Genomic DNA, 17,085 nt, shown 5'->3' on the forward strand with positions numbered 1-17,085 from the left:
TTGCCGATATACGCGTTTCTAAAAGCAAAAAACTGTACACGATACGTTTTTATATGAAAGAGTTTTTTTGAAGAGCGCTTTTCATAAAAAGTGAACACTTTTTGCTTGTAGTTTTGAGAAGAATTTTTAAAAGGAATGAATATGCATTTTTTAGTTGTTGATGATAGCTCAACGATGCGCAGAATTTTGTGTAACACTTTAGGTACTATCGGATATAGTGCGACTGAGGCAGAAGATGGACTTGATGCGCTTAAAAAAATCAAAGATCAAAAATTTGATGCCATCATGACAGACTGGAATATGCCTAAAATGAACGGATTGGAACTTGTAAGAAACATCCGAGCCATGGAAGAGTATAAACATATTCCTATCATCATGGTAACCACAGAAGGTGGTAAACGTGAAGTCATTACAGCCATCAAAGAAGGTGTCAATAACTATATCGTAAAGCCTTTCACAGCTTATGTTCTTCGTGAAAAGCTTAAAGACATTATCTAACGTGGAGAGTTTTTCTCCACCTCTTTTGGCCTAAAATGAATCGTAAAGTAGTTTTGTCCTTCTGCATGTAAATAACTGAGTTCAAACCCATGTTTTGCAACAATTGCATTGGCGATGTAAAGCCCAAGCCCCAAACCACTGCTTGCTCCTTCCATAGCTCTATTAAAAGCCCGTGAAAAATCAAGTCGCTCTTTAGGAATTTTTTCTCCATAACTACACACGCTAATACTATCTGCGCACAAATCTACCTCAACCCTTTCAGTTGTATGTTTGAGTGCATTATCCAGTAAATTCTTAATAGCTGTGGCAAAAAGCTCAAAATCAACATTGACTAATGGTGCCAGCTCTTGTGGTTGAATGTGAATACGTTTCGTATCGCTTACAAGGAGTAAATCCATCGCATGATCCAAAACATCGACCAAGCGGTACTCTTTAGCCTCTAAAACCCATTCATTTGAACTCAGTTTCTCTACTTTTATCATCTCACCAAGCAGTGTCTCGAGACGTTCAAATATACGCTCTAGTTGTGTTTGTTGTTTTACATTTTCAAGAGAATTTGAGAGAATTTTACCTTTCATAATAGGCGTTTTAAGTTCATGCAAAATGTTACGTAAAAAAAGTGTACGTGCCTCTTTAAGTAGATGGATTTTCTCCATAGCAAGATTGAATTCTGATGCAATCTCACCCAGTTCATCTTCACTCTCCACACCAATAGCTTGAAATTTTTTCGTATCACCAAAAGTATGAATCGCTCGTTTAAGATGGCGAAGTCGTAAAAGCTTTCGCAAAACAATCCAAAAAAATAAAAACAAAAGTGTATTAATCACTCCTCCTAAAATCCACAAACGATAGGGAGAAAATTCTTCAATATTTTCAAGAATAGGTGGTTCGTGCATCCTTTTCATGGGTACTGGAGGAGGAAATTCTTCATTGAACCCCAACGATGGTGGTGGCGGTGGAGGATCTCTGTGAACAAAATAAAGCTTTTTCTCATACATGACCATATCAGAAAATGGATCTTCTAAAAGCTTCTCCCCTTCTGTGAGTAACGTATGTTTATCTTTCGTACTAATACGAACACCCAATTTTGATAGTGTTGCCTCTTTCTCAGCATCATTATGAAATGCTACTTTCATAGCCATCATAAAGCGTTGAAACGTAAAGAATTGTAAATCACTAATTTGTCTTTTATACTCGATAACAAGGGCAATATTGATAACAACCAATGTCAAAGCAAAGAAGCTTGAAATTAACGTAACAATGGAGATTTTACGCATTAACAAATTTATATCCCACCCCTCGAACAGAGAGAATAAAACGAGGTTTTTTGGGATCATCCCCTATTTTCTGGCGGATACGTCCCATAATAACATCAATACTTTTAAGGCTACTTTCGTATTTTATAGAGCCAATATTGAGTAAAAGTTCTTCCCTAGAAATGACAAAGCCTTCTTTTTTAAGCATATAGGAGACGATGTCATACTCTGCCATCGTGAGCTTTACTTCCTGCTTACCTCGTGTGATGACATGTCTCTCTTCATCATTTTTAAACGTTTGATACACAGGTTCATTAAAAGTTGCGCCTCTTCTTAAAATGGCGCGAAGTCTGTATGCTAACTCTCTTGGGTCATACGGTTTTGGAAGAAAATCATCTGCTCCACGTTCAAACCCCATCACTTTATCACCCATATCGGAACGTGCGGAAGAGATAATAATTGGAAGAGTGGGAATGGACTCATGAACAATGCGGCAAATTTCTAAACCATCAATTTGTGGTAATGAGAGATCTAAAACTAGTGCATCAAAACTTTCACGTTGAAGCGCAGTTAAGCCCTCTAAAGGCGTAAACGCCAATATGGTTTCAATCTCCTCTTTTGCAAGAGAGTCTTGAAGCAATTGTGCGAGTTCAACGTCATCTTCGATCATTAAAATTTTAATCATGATTGATTATAGCGAAGGTAAAGTAAATGAAAAGTAACACGAAACCACGCTTTGCTTAGAGCGTGGTCTGAGGCTTACGCACTAAAGCTAACAGAAGAGCCTATAGATGTATTTTGTGTTGCGTAATTCGAGATAATTTGCGCTAAAAGCGCTTTCATCAACGAATCATTACTGCTTGCAGTTTCAGTGTTTGCAACACCCATACTATCAGCCCTTGTTGACTCTTTATACGCTTGTGCTTCCGCAGAAGTCACTTTACCATCACTGTTCGTATCGGCTGCATCAAAATTTTGTGACAATGATTCAAAGAGTGAAGCAAGATTGCTATCGGTTGATGAAACATCACTCGCCATTGCGGTAAGTTCATCTTGGGTATAGCCCGTATCTTCTTGCATAGAAGATGACGGTGGCGGAGGAGGTGGGGGCATACTTCCTGACGCCGCAACATTACTTGCATCTGTTCCATCAGTTGTTTCTTGAGATGAACGCTGATACGCCATAGCTTCAGCAGAAGTCACTTTACCATCACCATTGGCATCTGCAGCGTCAAAATTTTCAGCCACTGAAGAGAGTAATGAAGCCAAATTGCTATCGGTAGATGAAACTTCTTTCGCCATAGCGGTAAGTTCATCTTGCGTATAACCATTGTCTTCTTGACCATGAGATGATGAAGAGGATGGCGGCGGAGGTGGGGGCATACTTCCTGACGCCATTGTTGACTGTGCTGATAACATAGATGTCAATTCATCTATGCTAATACTTCCGTCTTTATTACTATCCAGTGATGAAAAAGCATCGTTAACCGCGCTTGTATCACCGTTGGCTAGCTCTAAAGCGGCACTGCTAAACTCAGTACTATCAACCGAACCACTCGAATCGCTATCCAAAGAAGTAAGCAACGCTTCTGCGAATTTTGAACTTAACGAGCTGGTACTGTTGGTACTGCTGCCATACGTCGCGCCCATAGACGTTCCGTAAAGAGAATTTGAACTTAAAGTCATTTTCTCCTCCTTTGTTTGGCTTGGGGATTTCCCAATAGCAATGCTAACGCTAAAGCAGTAAACAATGGGTAACAGTATGAAAGATCGTAACAACGGCGATAAATCAAAAAAATTGATCATTTGCTTCAAAAATTTTTAATTTTTAGGAGAGTAGAATGATTTTGCCTTAAAACAATACTTTATCTTGCCTTCAAGAGGGGTCATAACATGTACCTTTTTCTCAAACGCTTGTTTTCTTTCTTGATTGCCGTTATTCCCACATTCGCGCTGGCTGATATTAACGATCAAATCAATGCCGCACACTTGCTCATCTACCAAGGCAAATATGCCCAAGCCGAAACAACCTATACACAACTTATGACACCAGCATCAGAAGAATTTATCTCCGGTACCGTGTTGGTCGATATGCTACATTTTTATCGAGGAACAGTTCGATTGATTCTACACAAAAATCAAGCGGCTCAAGAAGATATCGAAGCGGCTTTGCATCCTCAAAGTAGTATGATGTATGATGACGCCGGATATATGCTTCGTGCCAGACTCCGCTTAATGCAAGGCGACACAAAAGGTGCTTTCGAAGACTATGACACCTTGATGAAAACCACGCAACAAGGTATTGCAAACGGTTATCGAGTCGCAATGGCTTTAGCGCAACGCGGTTGGGCACACATCCTTTTAGAAGAACAAGAGGCGGCAAAAAAAGATTTTCTCGCCGCTATTTCGGCCGAGACGACAATGCTCGGCATGGAGTTAAACTCTCTTCAAAAGCCGTTCTGGCAAGCTGTTGTACAGGAGATCATTCCTCTTGTCGGCACGCACAATGATACGTTAATCATCAAGACGCTCGACGATATTTTAAAGAGACAACAACTGACAACCTACCCTTTTACCGATGATCGAAGCGTACATGACGAAAAAAATTTTTCAAATGTCATCTTGATGTATGAAGTCTACGGCCCTGCTTTTTTACTACGAGAAAAGATGCAAAAAGAAAAATCACAAACATATCAAGCCAACGTCAGCACCCTCTTTGCTTCCGCACAGCAGTCCCTTTTAAAAGGCGACAAGCTCGGTGCGTTTCATAGTTTTGTGAACGCTTTTCAACAATCGGCACCGGAAGATCAAAATGGACGTACAACAGCCGTACAAGGGATGTCAGGTATTATCCGCTCCGGTTTTACGCCACCTACCGCTACGGAAAGTTCTCGCAAACTCGCGATTAAAGCACAAGTCGTTGCTCAAGAAAAAGCCTATCAAGAAGCGATCGAACTTTATGCTCAAGCTATCAACGAGACACCTTGGGTTGCCAATTTTTACTACGATCATGCCTTACTCATAGCCGAAGCGGTGCAAAAAAGCGACGATTATAATGCCGCTATCGTTGAGATGAAGCGCTTCATTTTTCTTTCCACCAATGCGCTTGAAATTCGAGAAGCACAAGATCGAATTTATCAATGGGAAGTCAAACGCGATCGAAGCGCGCAAAAACAAAACGCCGCACCGCAAGGTCCTCACCTTGCCTCGAGCGCGACGGGAAGTTCTAGCGACTGTTTTATCGCAACGGCCGCATACGGTTCTTTCCTCGAGCCGCACGTCGTCACCTTAAGACACTTCCGCGATCGTTATTTACTCACAAACGCACCAGGGCAGTGGATCGTGGAGCATTATTATCGTTATTCGCCTCCGATTGCCGATGTGATTCGAGAACACTCCATTTTACGATTGCTGACACAACTATTGTTAACGCCAATCGTTTTTTGCGTCGAATATCCAATAGCTTTGGCTCTTTTTGTCGTTAGTTTGGGTCTTTTATGGTGGTTCAAAAAGCGTTCTTGCAAAGTCATTGTCCGATGAAACGCTTCATCTTCTGCTTAAGTCTATGGCTTGCCTCGCAAACACTTGATGCGGAAAGCGCTCTACAGCAACTCTACGATGCTGGCGGTTCACCTCCTGAAGTTCCGATGCCGCAGCTCAAAACCCAACCGTATAATAGCGGTAGTTCTTCGACAGCTCCTTCCCAAACACCTCGAAGTACGTCACCAAAACCTTCTCGCGCACCCAGTCCGGCAGCGACCGTCGGAGCCACGGTCTTTGGAGCCCTTTTAGAGAGCGTCCTTTTTGATGCCCCATCCAATGAGCCAGATCCCGAAACGTTACGTCAACAAGAAGAACAACAACGACAAGCGCAAGAGGCCGCAAAACGACAAGAGCAAGAGGCACAAAAACAGCATCAAAACCTAATGCACTCTTTTAAAAGTGTTCCCGTTGCGACAACGACCACGGAGACAACAACACCCTCTTCTGGACTTTCATTTAAAACCGCACAAACCTTGAAAGAGACAAAAATCGACACGAGTTCAGACGAAGCGATGAGAGAATCTGCTTCCAGACCTTTTGACGGAGGCGCTTCGCACACGGCTTTACCGGCGACATGGAAGCCTTATCCGCTCGGAAAGACACCCGTCTCTTTTTCAAAACCGAGCATCTTATGTCAAAATAAAACTTGTACATGGCCCAAAGTCACACCGCTTAACGCAACGCTTCCTAAAGCAACCGTGCGTCATACGCCAATCAACCTTTCTCAAATAGGCATACCTACAGCACCCAATCCCAGTATGCTTCTTAAAACGATTTTAACTTCCAAGGAACAAGATGCGACGCAATTTTACGTTATTCTTAATCGCTTAAGTTATTTGGGCAAAGAGATTGGCAAAGAACTTGTAACCAGTATTGCCATGAAACTGTTAGAGTCAACGCCTGTGGGAGAAAAAATCGCCTTAATGAAAGAAGTGCACGATCTTGCGACCAACGATATGGAAGACGCCAATAAAGTTGCGTTATGGCTCGGGTCGACGCAAATAGACCAACCTCCCGAAATCACCTCATTAGCAGAGGATGCCAAACCGTTTTTAATCCGAGGAATCAGCGCTTCGGAATCGTTTGAAAAACTATCGGAATTAATCAGCGATACCAACGATGTTTTTGACATGTCGGCAAAATTTTCCGATATTATTAAGAATATGCCATGAAATATCTCATCATTTCCATTCTTTTTTCATTGCTTTCCTACGCATCGCCGATCGAATTGGCACCGAAATTAACACTCAATAGTATGCCAAAAGCACTTGTCGATAAAATTGATTGGTGTCAAAACACCCAACTTCATGTTGATGCGAACGGATTGTGGATTTTGTCCCAAACCAATCTATTAAGGCTGGATAAACCGGGAAAAGCCTTGATGGCGCCATTGCACGCCACGTCGTTTAGCCTTACCAAAAGCGGCCATCCTATCGCTATCATCGACGATCGCCTAGGACTCATTCGCCACGGTATTTTTCTGCCAGGACCTAAACTTCCCGATACCGGTTATAGCCTTGTGCAAGGGCAAAACGACACATTGTATGTGTATAATCCACAAAAAATAGCCCCAATCTACCGTTTCGACGGTCAAACGATTCGTTCGATTGCGCAGCCAAACCAACCCGTTTTAGCACTAAGCGCTTTAGGCGACGGTATCGTCTTTGCGACCAAAGAGGGAATTTTCGCCCTGCAAGAGAACAAACCCTTGGCTCTCGTGATGCCTTTATCCGAGTTTGAACCCATTACCTCACTCGCCGTCAATCCTCAAACGGCGGAAATTTTTGTCGGTACGCCCCATACCGTTTACAGCCTTAACGCGAACGTGATGGTTCCTTTGGTGAGTGGAATTGGAGGAGCGATTGCTTTTTACGACAATCGCCTATGGATCGCCGACGCGTCTTTACGCCAGGTTTATATTGTAACGCCGCAATAGATCAATTGCGTCTTTGATACTCTTCATAGCCAAAACGGCTGGTGACTTCATAGCGCCCGTCTTTATGTAATACGGCTAAGTCAGGAAGTTTTACGCCATTAAAGGTTGTGTTTTTTACGATGGTATAGTGAATCATGTCTTCAAAAATGAGTTTATCGCCAATTTTTAGCGGTGCGTCAAAACTATAATCACCCATGATATCACCCGCTAAACAGGTAGGTCCGCCTAAACGATAAAGATGTGGTTTTTCACCGATGTCTCCAGCACCTCGTATAGCAGCGCGATAAGGCATCGCAAGGGTATCTGGCATATGCGCTTCAGCGGAGATATCTAAGATGGCAATATCCATGCCGTTATGAATAATATCAAGGACACTTGCTACCAGTGGTCCTGTTTGCCAGCCTACTGCTTCACCTGGTTCTAAATAGACTTTAATGCCATCATATCGTGCTCTAAAATCACTGATAATTTTGATGAGTTTTTCAACATCATAGCCTTCTCGTGTGATATGATGCCCTCCTCCAAAATTGACCCATTTCATACGAGGGATGAGATCACCAAAGCGTTTCTCAAAACCTTTTAGCACCTCTTCTAAAGCACTAGCATCTTGTTCACACAGTGCATGAAAATGAAGCCCTTCAATGCCTTTTAATTTATCGTATTGCATATTTTCTTTCGTAATGCCAAGACGACTGTAAAGCCCGCAAGGATTGTAGAGATCAACAGGGCTGGAAGACACTTCAGGATTAAGCCTTAGTCCACAACTTGTTTTTCCTATCGCTTTATCTTTGTATTTTTCCCATTGATTGAATGAATTAAAAATCAAATGATCACTAAGTGTAATGACTTCATCAATATCTTCTTCTTTGTATGCAGGAGAATAGGTACATACGGAGCCTTTAAAAAACTCTTTTGCAAACTTCGCCTCATGAAGTCCACTGCATGTACAGCCACTCAAATATTTATCGACTAATGGAGCAAGCGCTTTAAAAGCAAAGCCTTTCAGTGCTAATAAAATAGTTGCGCCTGAGCGTTCACTCACCTCTTTTAATAATTGAAGATTTTGCTCTAAAAGAATCTCTTCACAGACATAAGCAGGGGTTTGAATATCGTCCAAGACTGTTTCAATACGACTGATTTTTAACATGTTTTTCTCCCAAAATTACACATGAAATGTAGCATTTTTCCTCTTAATAAACTCAATACCCTACGCGGGATAAAGTTTTGTACTAAAATTACGATATATTATGAGGAAATTAACAAAAAGTGAGGAAAATATATGCAGGCTTTAAGCATTAAGGTCAAGGCACTGGTTATTTTTATTGTTTCTATCACCTTGGTAGCTGCACTCTCGCTTGTAGTTGTTATTTATAAGTCTTATCAACTCGCAAGCAAACAATCTTCTGATCAAAAAGAACTTATTTTAAGTATGAATCAAAATGAGCTTAAAACCCATACCTATATGGCAGAAAAAGCGATCAACGCTTTTTATGAAGCCTCATCATCAGAAGCCAATATCGCTCAAAATATAAAAGCGGATGCCTTGATTCTTAAAAAAACACTCGATGATATCTATGCCAATAATAAAGATAGACTCTCTAAAGACGAATTACGCACCATGCTTTTAGCTCTTATAAATGGCTACCGTTATAACAACGATGTCGGATATTTTTATGCATATAATCTTGAAGGCGTAAACGTCGTACATCCTATCAATAAAGCACTCGTAGGGAAAAACCTTATTGATATGAAAGATAAAGAAGGAAATTTTGTTATTAAAGATATCCTCAAATCTGCTAAAGAAGGTACGGGCGTCACGAAATTTATCTGGCCTCACCCTGTCACCAAACAAGATGAACCAAAACTCTCTTATAACTTCTACTACGAACCTTTAGATATTGTCATTGGAACTGGTGACTACGCATCAAGCATTAAAGAACACTTCCAAAATGAAGCCATTAAAGTGCTCAATAAATTACGTTATACCAAGGATGACGAAGGGTACTTTTTTGCTTATAAAAAATCAGCCAATGGAAAATATGTCTATGCTTTCCATGCAACAAAACCAGAACTTCAAGGCAAAGAGATAAAGCTTGAAGAACCCGATTCTAAAGGAAAACCTTTCCGTAAAGAGCTTGTTGATGGAGCCCTTAAAAACCAAAGCGAAGGCGTATTTGTTACCTACAACTATGAAAATCCTGTCACTAAAAAAGATGCAACTAAATTAACGTATGCAAAATATTTTAAAGAGTGGGATTGGGTCATTGTTTCAGGAGTTTATATCGATGGTATTGAAGATTTTACACAAAATGAACGCCATAAAATCTCTTCAAACATCAACTCTATGCTTCTTGAAACCGTTTTATTGGGTGGATTTGTAACCATTCTTGCGATTATCGCTATCTATTTTCTTATTACAAACCTTATCGCAAAACCTCTTCGCAATCTCCAAGATACGGCTTATAACCTAGCAGAGGGAGATGGAGATCTAACCAAATCATTAGAAATTAAACATCAAGATGAGATTGGTGGAGCATCTAGAGAAATCAATAATTTCATTGAAAAAGTACGTGCAACGATATCGCTTGCTAAAGACACCAGTAGTGAAAATGCTTCTATTGCGCATGAACTTTCAACAACAACGCTACAAGTTGGAAAACGCGTAGAAGACTCTACGCACATTATTAGTCAGACGTCACAAATGTCAAATGTCATTAAACAAGAGATTACCGCTTCGGTTAGCAAAGCAAAAGAGTCTAAAGAAGAGCTCATGAAGGCCAATCAAGAGTTAAGATCTGCTCGTGGATTTGTCCAAGAACTAGGACAACGTGTCCAAAATAGCGCTCAAACAGAGCTTGAACTTGCTCATAAAATCCAACAACTAAGCTCCGATGCCGACCAAGTTAAAAATGTTCTTACCGTTATCAGCGACATTGCCGATCAAACCAATTTGCTCGCTCTTAATGCGGCGATTGAAGCAGCACGTGCAGGTGAACATGGACGTGGATTTGCTGTCGTTGCCGATGAAGTACGCACGTTGGCAGAGCGCACACAAAAAAGCTTAGTGGAAATTCATGCTACGATTAATGTTATTGTTCAAGCTATCATCGATAGTAGTGAACAGATGAACAGAAACTCTAAAGAGGTACAAGAACTCTCATCGATTGCTGAAGATGTCGGCAAAAAGATCAACGCAACAGTCGATATGATGGACTTTGCAACCAACCTTAACGATAAAACAGTGACTGACTACATCAACACTGGTTCTAAAATCGAAGAAATTGTCGCCAAGATTGAAGAGATCAACACACTCTCAACCCAAAATACCAGAAGTGTCGAAGAAATCGCAGGTGCAAGTGAGCATCTTAACTCACTCACCGAAAAACTCAATATCATTTTAAATAAATTTAGAACATGAGATAAAGCTCTATTTTAGGGCTTTATTCGCTTGACTTTCGTGCCACATAATCCATCAATTTTGTCGAAAAAAACCGTTTCAACCACGCAAACAACTTCGTTGGAAAAGTAACAGCATAACGTGCCTTTGGCTTTTTGGCTTCAATTGCCATAAGAAGGGCTTCAAGGACCGCTTCTGCACCCAAAGTAAACGGTGCATCTCCAGTTTTTTGAAGGCGTGCAAGTGTTTTTTCATAAATTTCTTTATGAGCAGAATTCTCTTGATCGATATTTGCTAAAAACTTTGCCAATGCGTTTTTGCGAAAAGCACTTCGTATGGGACCAGGTTCTATCAAAACAACTTCTACACCACTTTTATGAAGCTCCAAACGAAGCGTATCCGCAAGTCCTTCAATAGCAAATTTAGAAGCATTGTAAGCTCCTCGATAACTCATCGCAACAAAGCCTAAAATAGAGCTGTTGTAAATGATGCGTCCACTTTTTTGTTTTCGCATATAAGGAAGCACCAAGTTGGTAAGCTCTTGCGTACCAAAGACATTGGTTTCAAACTGTTCACGTAAAACATCGCGTTTGAGATCTTCCACAGCACCAGGCTGTCCAAAAGCAGCATTGTTAAAAAGTACATCAATGCGTCCGCTTGTTTGAGAAAGCATCCATGTAAGCGCTTCATGCATACTGTTTGTATCACACAAATCAAGTTTACAAACATTGAGTCCTTCATCTTGAAGGCGTTTGACATCCTCATCCCTACGACACGTTGCAAATACTGAGTAGCCAAGCTTTTGCAAACCATGTGCACAGGTGTAACCAATGCCCGAAGAACAGCCCGTAATTAAGATATGTTTCATACGCTAATAACAGTCTCGCCAGAGTTAATCCAGCTGCTTAAAAGTTCACCCGTATAATGCACGTCAATGTTACATGCTTCAAGACTCTGTGTTACATTCATACTATCGGCACATTTTAAACATGCAACGACTTTCACACCATCGTTTATCATCATCTCGACTTTGGCACGCACTTCCAAATCTTCGGCGATCAAACGCTGTGAAGCACCCCAAACAAGGACTTCAACCTCATCCATCCAGCCTTTTAGGAGTGCATTATGCGCATAAAGACAAACCATATGCAGTGCTGTTTCTTTATTGTCAGTCGTCCATAAAATTTTTGCTTTTTTTAACATGATAGTCCTTTACGTATAAAGAAGAAGGAGAGACTCAAAGCTTGATATACCAAGCTTTGAGTCGAGTGGAGTTATTTAACTTCGAAAGTCTCTTCAGGTTTCATTTCGATGATTTTCCAAGGAAGCCCTTGAGTATTGAGCTCATCCATAAATGGTTTTGCGTCGAATTGTTCCATATTGAACACACCCTTGCCAGCCCATTTACCTTGTAACATCATTTTTGCACCAATCATTGCAGGAACACCTGTGGTGTAACTTACTGCTTGAGCGCCTGTCTCACGGTAACACTCTTGGTGGTCACAGACATTGTAGATGTAGATTTTACGTTTTTTGCCATCTTTGAGTCCTTCAAAAACACAACCAATGTTGGTATAACCAACTGTTCTAGGTCCCAAACTTGCAGGATCAGGTAGTAACGTTTTCAAAAACTCAATTGGTACGATTTTCATGCCCTTGTGCTCAACCTCATCAATGCGAAGCATACCGATGTTCTCTAAACATTTCATGTGTGTAAGGTAGCTTTGACCAAATGTCATAAAGAAACGAATACGTTTAAGTCCCTTGATGTTTTGAACAAGGGATTCTAACTCTTCATGGTAAAGGAGGTAGCTGTCTTTTGGTCCCACTTCTGGGTAATCCCACACCATTTTTACGGAAACTGGCTCTGTCTCAATCCACTCGCCATTTTCCCAATATCTACCTTTTGAACTTACTTCTCTCAGGTTGATCTCTGGGTTAAAGTTCGTTGCAAACGGATAACCATGATCGCCTGCGTTACAGTCTAAAATATCGATGGTGTTAATCTCATCAAAGAGATATTGCTGTGCGTACGCACAAAAAACATTGGTAACACCTGGGTCAAACCCGCTACCAAGAAGTGCCATGATGCCTGCATCTTTAAACGCTTTATCTCTTGCCCATTGCTCTTTGTATTCAAATTTTGCAAGGTCAGGATGCTCATAATTTGCGGTGTCTAGGTAAGGAACTTTTGTTTTAACACACGCATCCATAATGGTAAGATCTTGATATGGAAGTGCTATGTTAAGAACTAACGCAGGCTTTACTTTTTCGATAAGCGCAACAAGTGCATCCACATCATCCGCATCAATCGCTGCTGTATCGATGGTAATGCCTAAAGACTCTTTAATTTCTGCTGCGATTTGATCGCATTTTGATTTGGTTCTACTTGCTAAAACAATGTGTGAAAACACATCTTTGTTCATTGCACATTTTTTGGTGACCACACGACTAACACCGCCTGCACCAATAATTAATACTGTTGCCATTTCTATCCTTTGAGGTTTTCATTGAGGCTTCTTTAATAAGAGCTATGTCTCATAGCCATTATCAAAAAAGCCTAGTCTATTTTACGTTTTTTTGATTACTTTTTTATTTCAAACTATTAATCACAATATGCGCCAATTCAAGGGCACGTGCTCGGTGCGAAAATGCTTTTTTAACACTTTCATCCAGTTCACCCAGTGTTTGAGTATATCCACATGGAATGAACATTGGGTCATACCCAAAGCCGTTGTTACCTCTTGCTTCAGCGATTGCTTCGCCATGCATCCAGCCGTGTACACAAAATTCACCTTTTTTGCAAACTAAGGCAATCGCTGCGGTATAAAACGCTGGTGTTCTTTTCACACCTTTGTCTTTGAGGGCTGCGATCAGTTTATTGAGATTATCTTTGGCATTCGCATTCACACCCGCATAACGAGCACTATAAATACCAGGAATGCCGCCTAAAAGAAGCACACTGATGCCGCTGTCATCGCTTAAAACGATGTCGTTTTTATCTTCAAGTTTTTCATACACCGCACGCGCTTTAATAAGAGCATTTTCTTTAAATGTTGACCCTGTTTCATCAATCTCAAAAGGCTCCATAATATCGCTGTATGCAACGACTTCATACTCGCTGATCCATGATTGGAACTCTTTGACTTTACCTTGATTGGATGTGGCTAGAACTATTCTCAAACGTTGCTCCATAACTCTACATATAAAAGTTTTAGAATAACCTGCACGAAACACTTTGAGCCGATGGGACGAAAAAGCATAAGCGTTTCGGGGCTCCCGTCGTGATTCAACCGTGTTGAGAAAGGGTTAGTTCTAAACTTTAATTTTACCTATTTTTTGTTTAAAACTTAGGTTGCATAATCCATACTTCAAGAGGAGCTTTCAGCTCACCTGCTATCCACTGTGCTCGCTCACCGTATCCCATGAACATATCGGCCCTATTGGGTCCTTTAATGGCGCCACCTGTGTCTTGCGCAAAAACAAACTTCTCTACTTTGTAGTTAGGTGATTCGCTTTTAACGGCTAACAAGGAACCAAGAGGAATGTAACTTCTATCGACAGCAACAGAGCGTTCTGGCGTTAGTACCAGCCCTAAACTTCCTGTTGCTTTTTGTTCCATTTTTCTAAAAAAGACATAACTAGGATTGGTATTTAAGAGTGCATCAATTTGATTTGGATGTGCAACAAGCCATGCACGAATGCTTTGCAAGGAAATCTCTTCAACACTCGCAAAGATGCCACGATTGAGCATTTCACGACCCAATGATTTATACGCATGTCCATTAGAATCAGCATATCCTATAAAAACAACACGCCCATCAGTGAGTTCCACTCTACCTGAACCTTGTACTTCCATAAAGAAAAGATCGATTTTATCATCCACATAACAGAGGACTTCCGCATTCAACTTTCGTTTGTTGATCTCTTCACGTGTAAAATAAGGCACCATCTTTCCCTTGACGGAACGTCCACGCATCTTTTTGTCATTTTCACCCACGATCATAACAAGATCTTTTGGCTTTCCATAAACAGGGTATTTAAAACGTTCAGTTTTTTTAAGACTACCATGCAGTAAGGGCTCATAATAGCCTGTGAGCATTGAACGCTGTTCATTTGGCTCAATTTTTTTCAACTCAAATGAGTTCTGAAAAAAGGCTTTTGCGTCTTTGACGTGTAGGGATTGTTCACACACGTTTGCATACACTTTCTTCGTTTGAGGAGCTGTACAATTTTGCTTGAAAAGAGAGAGGAGCTCATCAAAGTTTTCATTTTGACTAAGCTTTTCAAAGCGTTCATTATGTTCTTTCAAAGAACTGACTAAAGCTTCATCTTGAAGCGAAGGAGACGTTGTTTTTAAACTACAACCACTCACCAAAACCATTAAACATACACAAAAAAGGAGACTTTGTCGCATTACCATCCATTACAAAAAGGCACTTTCATACCTTACATTTTCAACTATATCACGCTTTGATGGCATTTCGAACACCATTCATGTTAAAAATTATAACATAAAACAACCTTGCACAAAGAAGGGCTTACTGAATCTATAGAATTTTCAAAGTTTAACAAGGGTAAAATTTGTCCTGATTAAATTTCGAGGAATATTCTTTTCATGTTTAAAACTATTTTCCCACTTAGCCTTATTATTTCACTCCGTTTTTTAGGTCTCTTTATCGTCTTACCCGTCCTCTCTGTTTATGCACTTCATTTGGAGGGCTCAAACGAATTTTTAGTGGGTATTACCATCGGTGGTTATGCCGCTACCCAGATGCTTCTTCAAATTCCTTTTGGCATCATGTCTGATAAAATTGGACGTAAAATTACTATTTTTATTGGTCTGGTTATCTTTCTTATCGGCTCACTGATTTGTGCCTACAGCGAAACCATTTATGGCTTGATGATTGGACGTTTCCTACAAGGGGCTGCTGCTATTGGCGCTGTTGGAACTGCGATGATCAGCGACATGGTCAAAGAAGAAGTACGAGGTCATGCCATGGCGATCATGGGTGGCTGTATCGCAGCGAGTTTTGCCATTTCTATGATGTTAGGCTCTGTGATTGGCGGCTATTACGGTGTGGATAAACTCTTTTTTATCACCGCAGCGCTTTCTATTTTTGCGATCATCGTACTTTATACTAAAGTACCCAATCCTCCAAAAATTGTTCACCATTACGGTGCAGATGAAACCGAACTCAAACACATCCTCAAAGATAAAAATCTGATGAACATGAACATCACCAACATGCTTCAAAAGGGCATGATGACTTTAGCGTTTATGGTCATTCCTATCATTATGGTGCAAGAGTTTGGCTTTGCAAAAAAAGAGCTTTGGATGGTGTATCTACCAGCAATGGTCTTTGGTGTGCTAGCTATGGGGCCTTCCGCGATTTTAGGTGAGAAAAAACATCGCTCAAAAGAGATGCTCATGATCGGTGTGGCATTTTTCGCTATCAGCTATGTAATGATGGGTTATGCACATGCAGCACCATGGTTTATTGTCGGTGTTGTTATCTTCTTCATCGGCTTTAACATGCATGAGCCTTTAATGCAATCTATGGCAAGTAAATACGCTAAAGTGCATCAAAAAGGCGCTGCATTAGGCGTTTTTAACACATTTGGTTATGCTGGAACATTTATCGGCGGTGTGTTTGGTGGTTATTTCTTACAACATTTTGGTATTAAAGAGATTGCATGGGTTATCTTCATCACCTGTATTCTCTGGCTATTTCTCATAGCTACTCTTAAAAACCCAAGTCACAACAAAAACATTTACCTTTCTTATGATAGCTTTGATCTTGTTCGTGCAGAGCATTTGCACCACGTGATCGGTGTTGTCGAATGGTATCGCAATGAAAGTGAACGCATTTTAGTCGTTAAATATGACACAAATGTAACCAACAAAGAGACAATTTTAGCCGTTCTTTCTTAGTCTGTGAGCTATTTTTCTCTTTTTCTAACCAGCTTTGCTTCTGCCACACTTTTACCTGGTGGAAGCGAAGCGCTTTTTATCTATCTTCTCAGTGAACACTTAAGCCCTACTCTTCTTTTAGCCATTGCCACATTAGGCAATACTTTAGGCTCTTTTATCAATTATATCCTCGGAAAATATGCTACTGACTTTGCCCTATCTAAGGGCTATATGAAAGAAAAGCATCTTATCAAAGCGTCATCTGTTTTTGAAAAATATGGAGCATGGAGTCTTCTCTTCTCATGGCTTCCTATCATCGGAGATCCACTGACCTTTGTTGCGGGTATCGTACGCTATTCATGGTGGAAATTTCTCATGATCGTAGGATTTGCAAAATTTGCTCGGTATATTTTTGTCTATCTTGGATTTTTAGCTATCGCATAATTTCACGATCTTTCTCTAAGTTTTTTGTATTTTAATCCATTTTTAACTATGATTTTATAACTCAAAGCAAAAGGATCTCCTACGATCTCACGAGAAC

General features: G+C 40.5%; 16 protein-coding genes. 7 read left to right on the forward strand and 9 right to left on the reverse strand.

Annotated elements, in window-relative coordinates; translation table 11 throughout:
- Positions 1-141: 141 nt before the first annotated feature.
- On the forward strand, positions 142-498 hold the full coding sequence (locus UCH001_RS11830; protein ID WP_067178083.1) for a response regulator: 357 nt from the start codon (positions 142-144) through the stop codon (positions 496-498).
- Here UCH001_RS11830 and UCH001_RS11835 read toward each other — a convergent pair.
- The 3 genes from UCH001_RS11835 to UCH001_RS11845 all read right to left on the reverse strand — a co-directional run bounded on the left by UCH001_RS11835 (position 495) and on the right by UCH001_RS11845 (position 3,440).
- On the reverse strand, positions 495-1,775 hold the full coding sequence (locus UCH001_RS11835; RefSeq protein ID WP_067178085.1) for an ArsS family sensor histidine kinase: 1,281 nt from the start codon (positions 1,773-1,775) through the stop codon (positions 495-497). The genes UCH001_RS11830 and UCH001_RS11835 overlap by 4 nt on opposite strands.
- On the reverse strand, positions 1,768-2,439 hold the full coding sequence (locus UCH001_RS11840) for a response regulator transcription factor (RefSeq protein ID WP_067178086.1): 672 nt from the start codon (positions 2,437-2,439) through the stop codon (positions 1,768-1,770). The genes UCH001_RS11835 and UCH001_RS11840 overlap by 8 nt, the downstream gene beginning before the upstream one ends.
- Positions 2,440-2,513: 74 nt before the next feature.
- Positions 2,514-3,440 (reverse strand): EF-hand domain-containing protein, encoded by a 927-nt coding sequence (locus UCH001_RS11845; RefSeq protein ID WP_067178088.1) that lies wholly within the window; start codon positions 3,438-3,440, stop codon positions 2,514-2,516.
- 207 nt (positions 3,441-3,647) lie between these two features.
- Here UCH001_RS11845 and UCH001_RS11850 point away from each other — a divergent pair, with 207 nt between their 5' ends.
- From UCH001_RS11850 to UCH001_RS11860, 3 genes are all read left to right on the forward strand, one after another.
- Positions 3,648-5,294 carry a CFI-box-CTERM domain-containing protein gene (locus UCH001_RS11850; protein ID WP_067178089.1) on the forward strand — a complete coding sequence of 549 codons (1,647 nt, stop codon included), beginning with the start codon at positions 3,648-3,650 and terminating at the stop codon, positions 5,292-5,294.
- Positions 5,295-5,401: 107 nt separating this feature from the next.
- Positions 5,402-6,469 carry a hypothetical protein gene (locus tag UCH001_RS11855; RefSeq protein ID WP_145973128.1) on the forward strand — a complete coding sequence of 356 codons (1,068 nt, stop codon included), beginning with the start codon at positions 5,402-5,404 and terminating at the stop codon, positions 6,467-6,469.
- Positions 6,466-7,233 carry a hypothetical protein gene (locus UCH001_RS11860; protein WP_067178096.1) on the forward strand — a complete coding sequence of 256 codons (768 nt, stop codon included), beginning with the start codon at positions 6,466-6,468 and terminating at the stop codon, positions 7,231-7,233. Before UCH001_RS11855 ends, UCH001_RS11860 begins: the two co-directional genes overlap by 4 nt.
- 1 nt (position 7,234) lies before the next feature.
- On the opposite strand, the gene nspC is transcribed toward UCH001_RS11860, so the two are convergent.
- Positions 7,235-8,380, reverse strand: coding sequence for a carboxynorspermidine decarboxylase (gene nspC, locus UCH001_RS11865; protein ID WP_067178098.1), 1,146 nt, complete (start codon positions 8,378-8,380; stop codon positions 7,235-7,237).
- A 132-nt stretch (positions 8,381-8,512) separates the two neighbouring features.
- Here nspC and UCH001_RS11870 point away from each other — a divergent pair, with 132 nt between their 5' ends.
- Positions 8,513-10,651 carry a methyl-accepting chemotaxis protein gene (locus UCH001_RS11870; RefSeq protein ID WP_067178099.1) on the forward strand — a complete coding sequence of 713 codons (2,139 nt, stop codon included), beginning with the start codon at positions 8,513-8,515 and terminating at the stop codon, positions 10,649-10,651.
- 22 nt (positions 10,652-10,673) lie between these two features.
- Here UCH001_RS11870 and UCH001_RS11875 read toward each other — a convergent pair whose 3' ends face one another.
- The 5 genes from UCH001_RS11875 to UCH001_RS11895 all read right to left on the reverse strand — a co-directional run bounded on the left by UCH001_RS11875 (position 10,674) and on the right by UCH001_RS11895 (position 15,047).
- Entirely contained in the window at positions 10,674-11,498 is an 825-nt protein-coding gene (locus UCH001_RS11875; protein WP_067178100.1) for an SDR family NAD(P)-dependent oxidoreductase, read from the reverse strand.
- Positions 11,495-11,833: a hypothetical protein gene (locus UCH001_RS11880; protein WP_067178105.1), complete on the reverse strand. Its 339-nt coding sequence runs from the start codon at positions 11,831-11,833 to the stop codon at positions 11,495-11,497. Before UCH001_RS11880 ends, UCH001_RS11875 begins: the two co-directional genes overlap by 4 nt.
- A gap of 71 nt (positions 11,834-11,904) precedes the next feature.
- Complete coding sequence (locus UCH001_RS11885) at positions 11,905-13,119, reverse strand: saccharopine dehydrogenase family protein (RefSeq protein WP_067178108.1); 1,215 nt, start codon at positions 13,117-13,119, stop codon at positions 11,905-11,907.
- 103 nt (positions 13,120-13,222) lie between these two features.
- Positions 13,223-13,813, reverse strand: coding sequence for an RdgB/HAM1 family non-canonical purine NTP pyrophosphatase (rdgB, locus tag UCH001_RS11890; RefSeq protein ID WP_067178113.1), 591 nt, complete (start codon positions 13,811-13,813; stop codon positions 13,223-13,225).
- Positions 13,814-13,973: 160 nt separating this feature from the next.
- Entirely contained in the window at positions 13,974-15,047 is a 1,074-nt protein-coding gene (locus UCH001_RS11895) for a murein transglycosylase A (protein WP_067178115.1), read from the reverse strand.
- 201 nt (positions 15,048-15,248) lie between these two features.
- Here UCH001_RS11895 and UCH001_RS11900 point away from each other — a divergent pair, with 201 nt between their 5' ends.
- Positions 15,249-16,565: an MFS transporter gene (locus UCH001_RS11900; protein WP_067178117.1), complete on the forward strand. Its 1,317-nt coding sequence runs from the start codon at positions 15,249-15,251 to the stop codon at positions 16,563-16,565.
- A gap of 3 nt (positions 16,566-16,568) precedes the next feature.
- Entirely contained in the window at positions 16,569-16,988 is a 420-nt protein-coding gene (locus tag UCH001_RS11905) for a YqaA family protein (RefSeq protein ID WP_067178119.1), read from the forward strand.
- Positions 16,989-17,085 lie beyond the last annotated feature (97 nt).

The organism is Sulfurospirillum sp. UCH001, from assembly GCF_001548035.1.
GTDB lineage: Bacteria > Campylobacterota > Campylobacteria > Campylobacterales > Sulfurospirillaceae > Sulfurospirillum.

Coding starts and splice junctions, on each gene's coding strand:
- UCH001_RS11855 (WP_145973128.1), top strand. CDS start 5,402: ATGCCGCAGCTCAAAACCCAACCGTATAATAGCGGTAGTTCTTCGACA.
- UCH001_RS11845 (WP_067178088.1), bottom strand. CDS start 3,440: ATGACTTTAAGTTCAAATTCTCTTTACGGAACGTCTATGGGCGCGACG.
- UCH001_RS11885 (WP_067178108.1), bottom strand. CDS start 13,119: ATGGCAACAGTATTAATTATTGGTGCAGGCGGTGTTAGTCGTGTGGTC.
- UCH001_RS11840 (WP_067178086.1), bottom strand. CDS start 2,439: ATGATTAAAATTTTAATGATCGAAGATGACGTTGAACTCGCACAATTG.
- UCH001_RS11835 (WP_067178085.1), bottom strand. CDS start 1,775: ATGCGTAAAATCTCCATTGTTACGTTAATTTCAAGCTTCTTTGCTTTG.
- nspC (WP_067178098.1), bottom strand. CDS start 8,380: ATGTTAAAAATCAGTCGTATTGAAACAGTCTTGGACGATATTCAAACC.
- UCH001_RS11870 (WP_067178099.1), top strand. CDS start 8,513: ATGCAGGCTTTAAGCATTAAGGTCAAGGCACTGGTTATTTTTATTGTT.
- UCH001_RS11860 (WP_067178096.1), top strand. CDS start 6,466: ATGAAATATCTCATCATTTCCATTCTTTTTTCATTGCTTTCCTACGCA.
- UCH001_RS11875 (WP_067178100.1), bottom strand. CDS start 11,498: ATGAAACATATCTTAATTACGGGCTGTTCTTCGGGCATTGGTTACACC.
- UCH001_RS11830 (WP_067178083.1), top strand. CDS start 142: ATGCATTTTTTAGTTGTTGATGATAGCTCAACGATGCGCAGAATTTTG.
- UCH001_RS11900 (WP_067178117.1), top strand. CDS start 15,249: ATGTTTAAAACTATTTTCCCACTTAGCCTTATTATTTCACTCCGTTTT.
- UCH001_RS11880 (WP_067178105.1), bottom strand. CDS start 11,833: ATGTTAAAAAAAGCAAAAATTTTATGGACGACTGACAATAAAGAAACA.
- UCH001_RS11895 (WP_067178115.1), bottom strand. CDS start 15,047: ATGCGACAAAGTCTCCTTTTTTGTGTATGTTTAATGGTTTTGGTGAGT.
- UCH001_RS11850 (WP_067178089.1), top strand. CDS start 3,648: ATGTACCTTTTTCTCAAACGCTTGTTTTCTTTCTTGATTGCCGTTATT.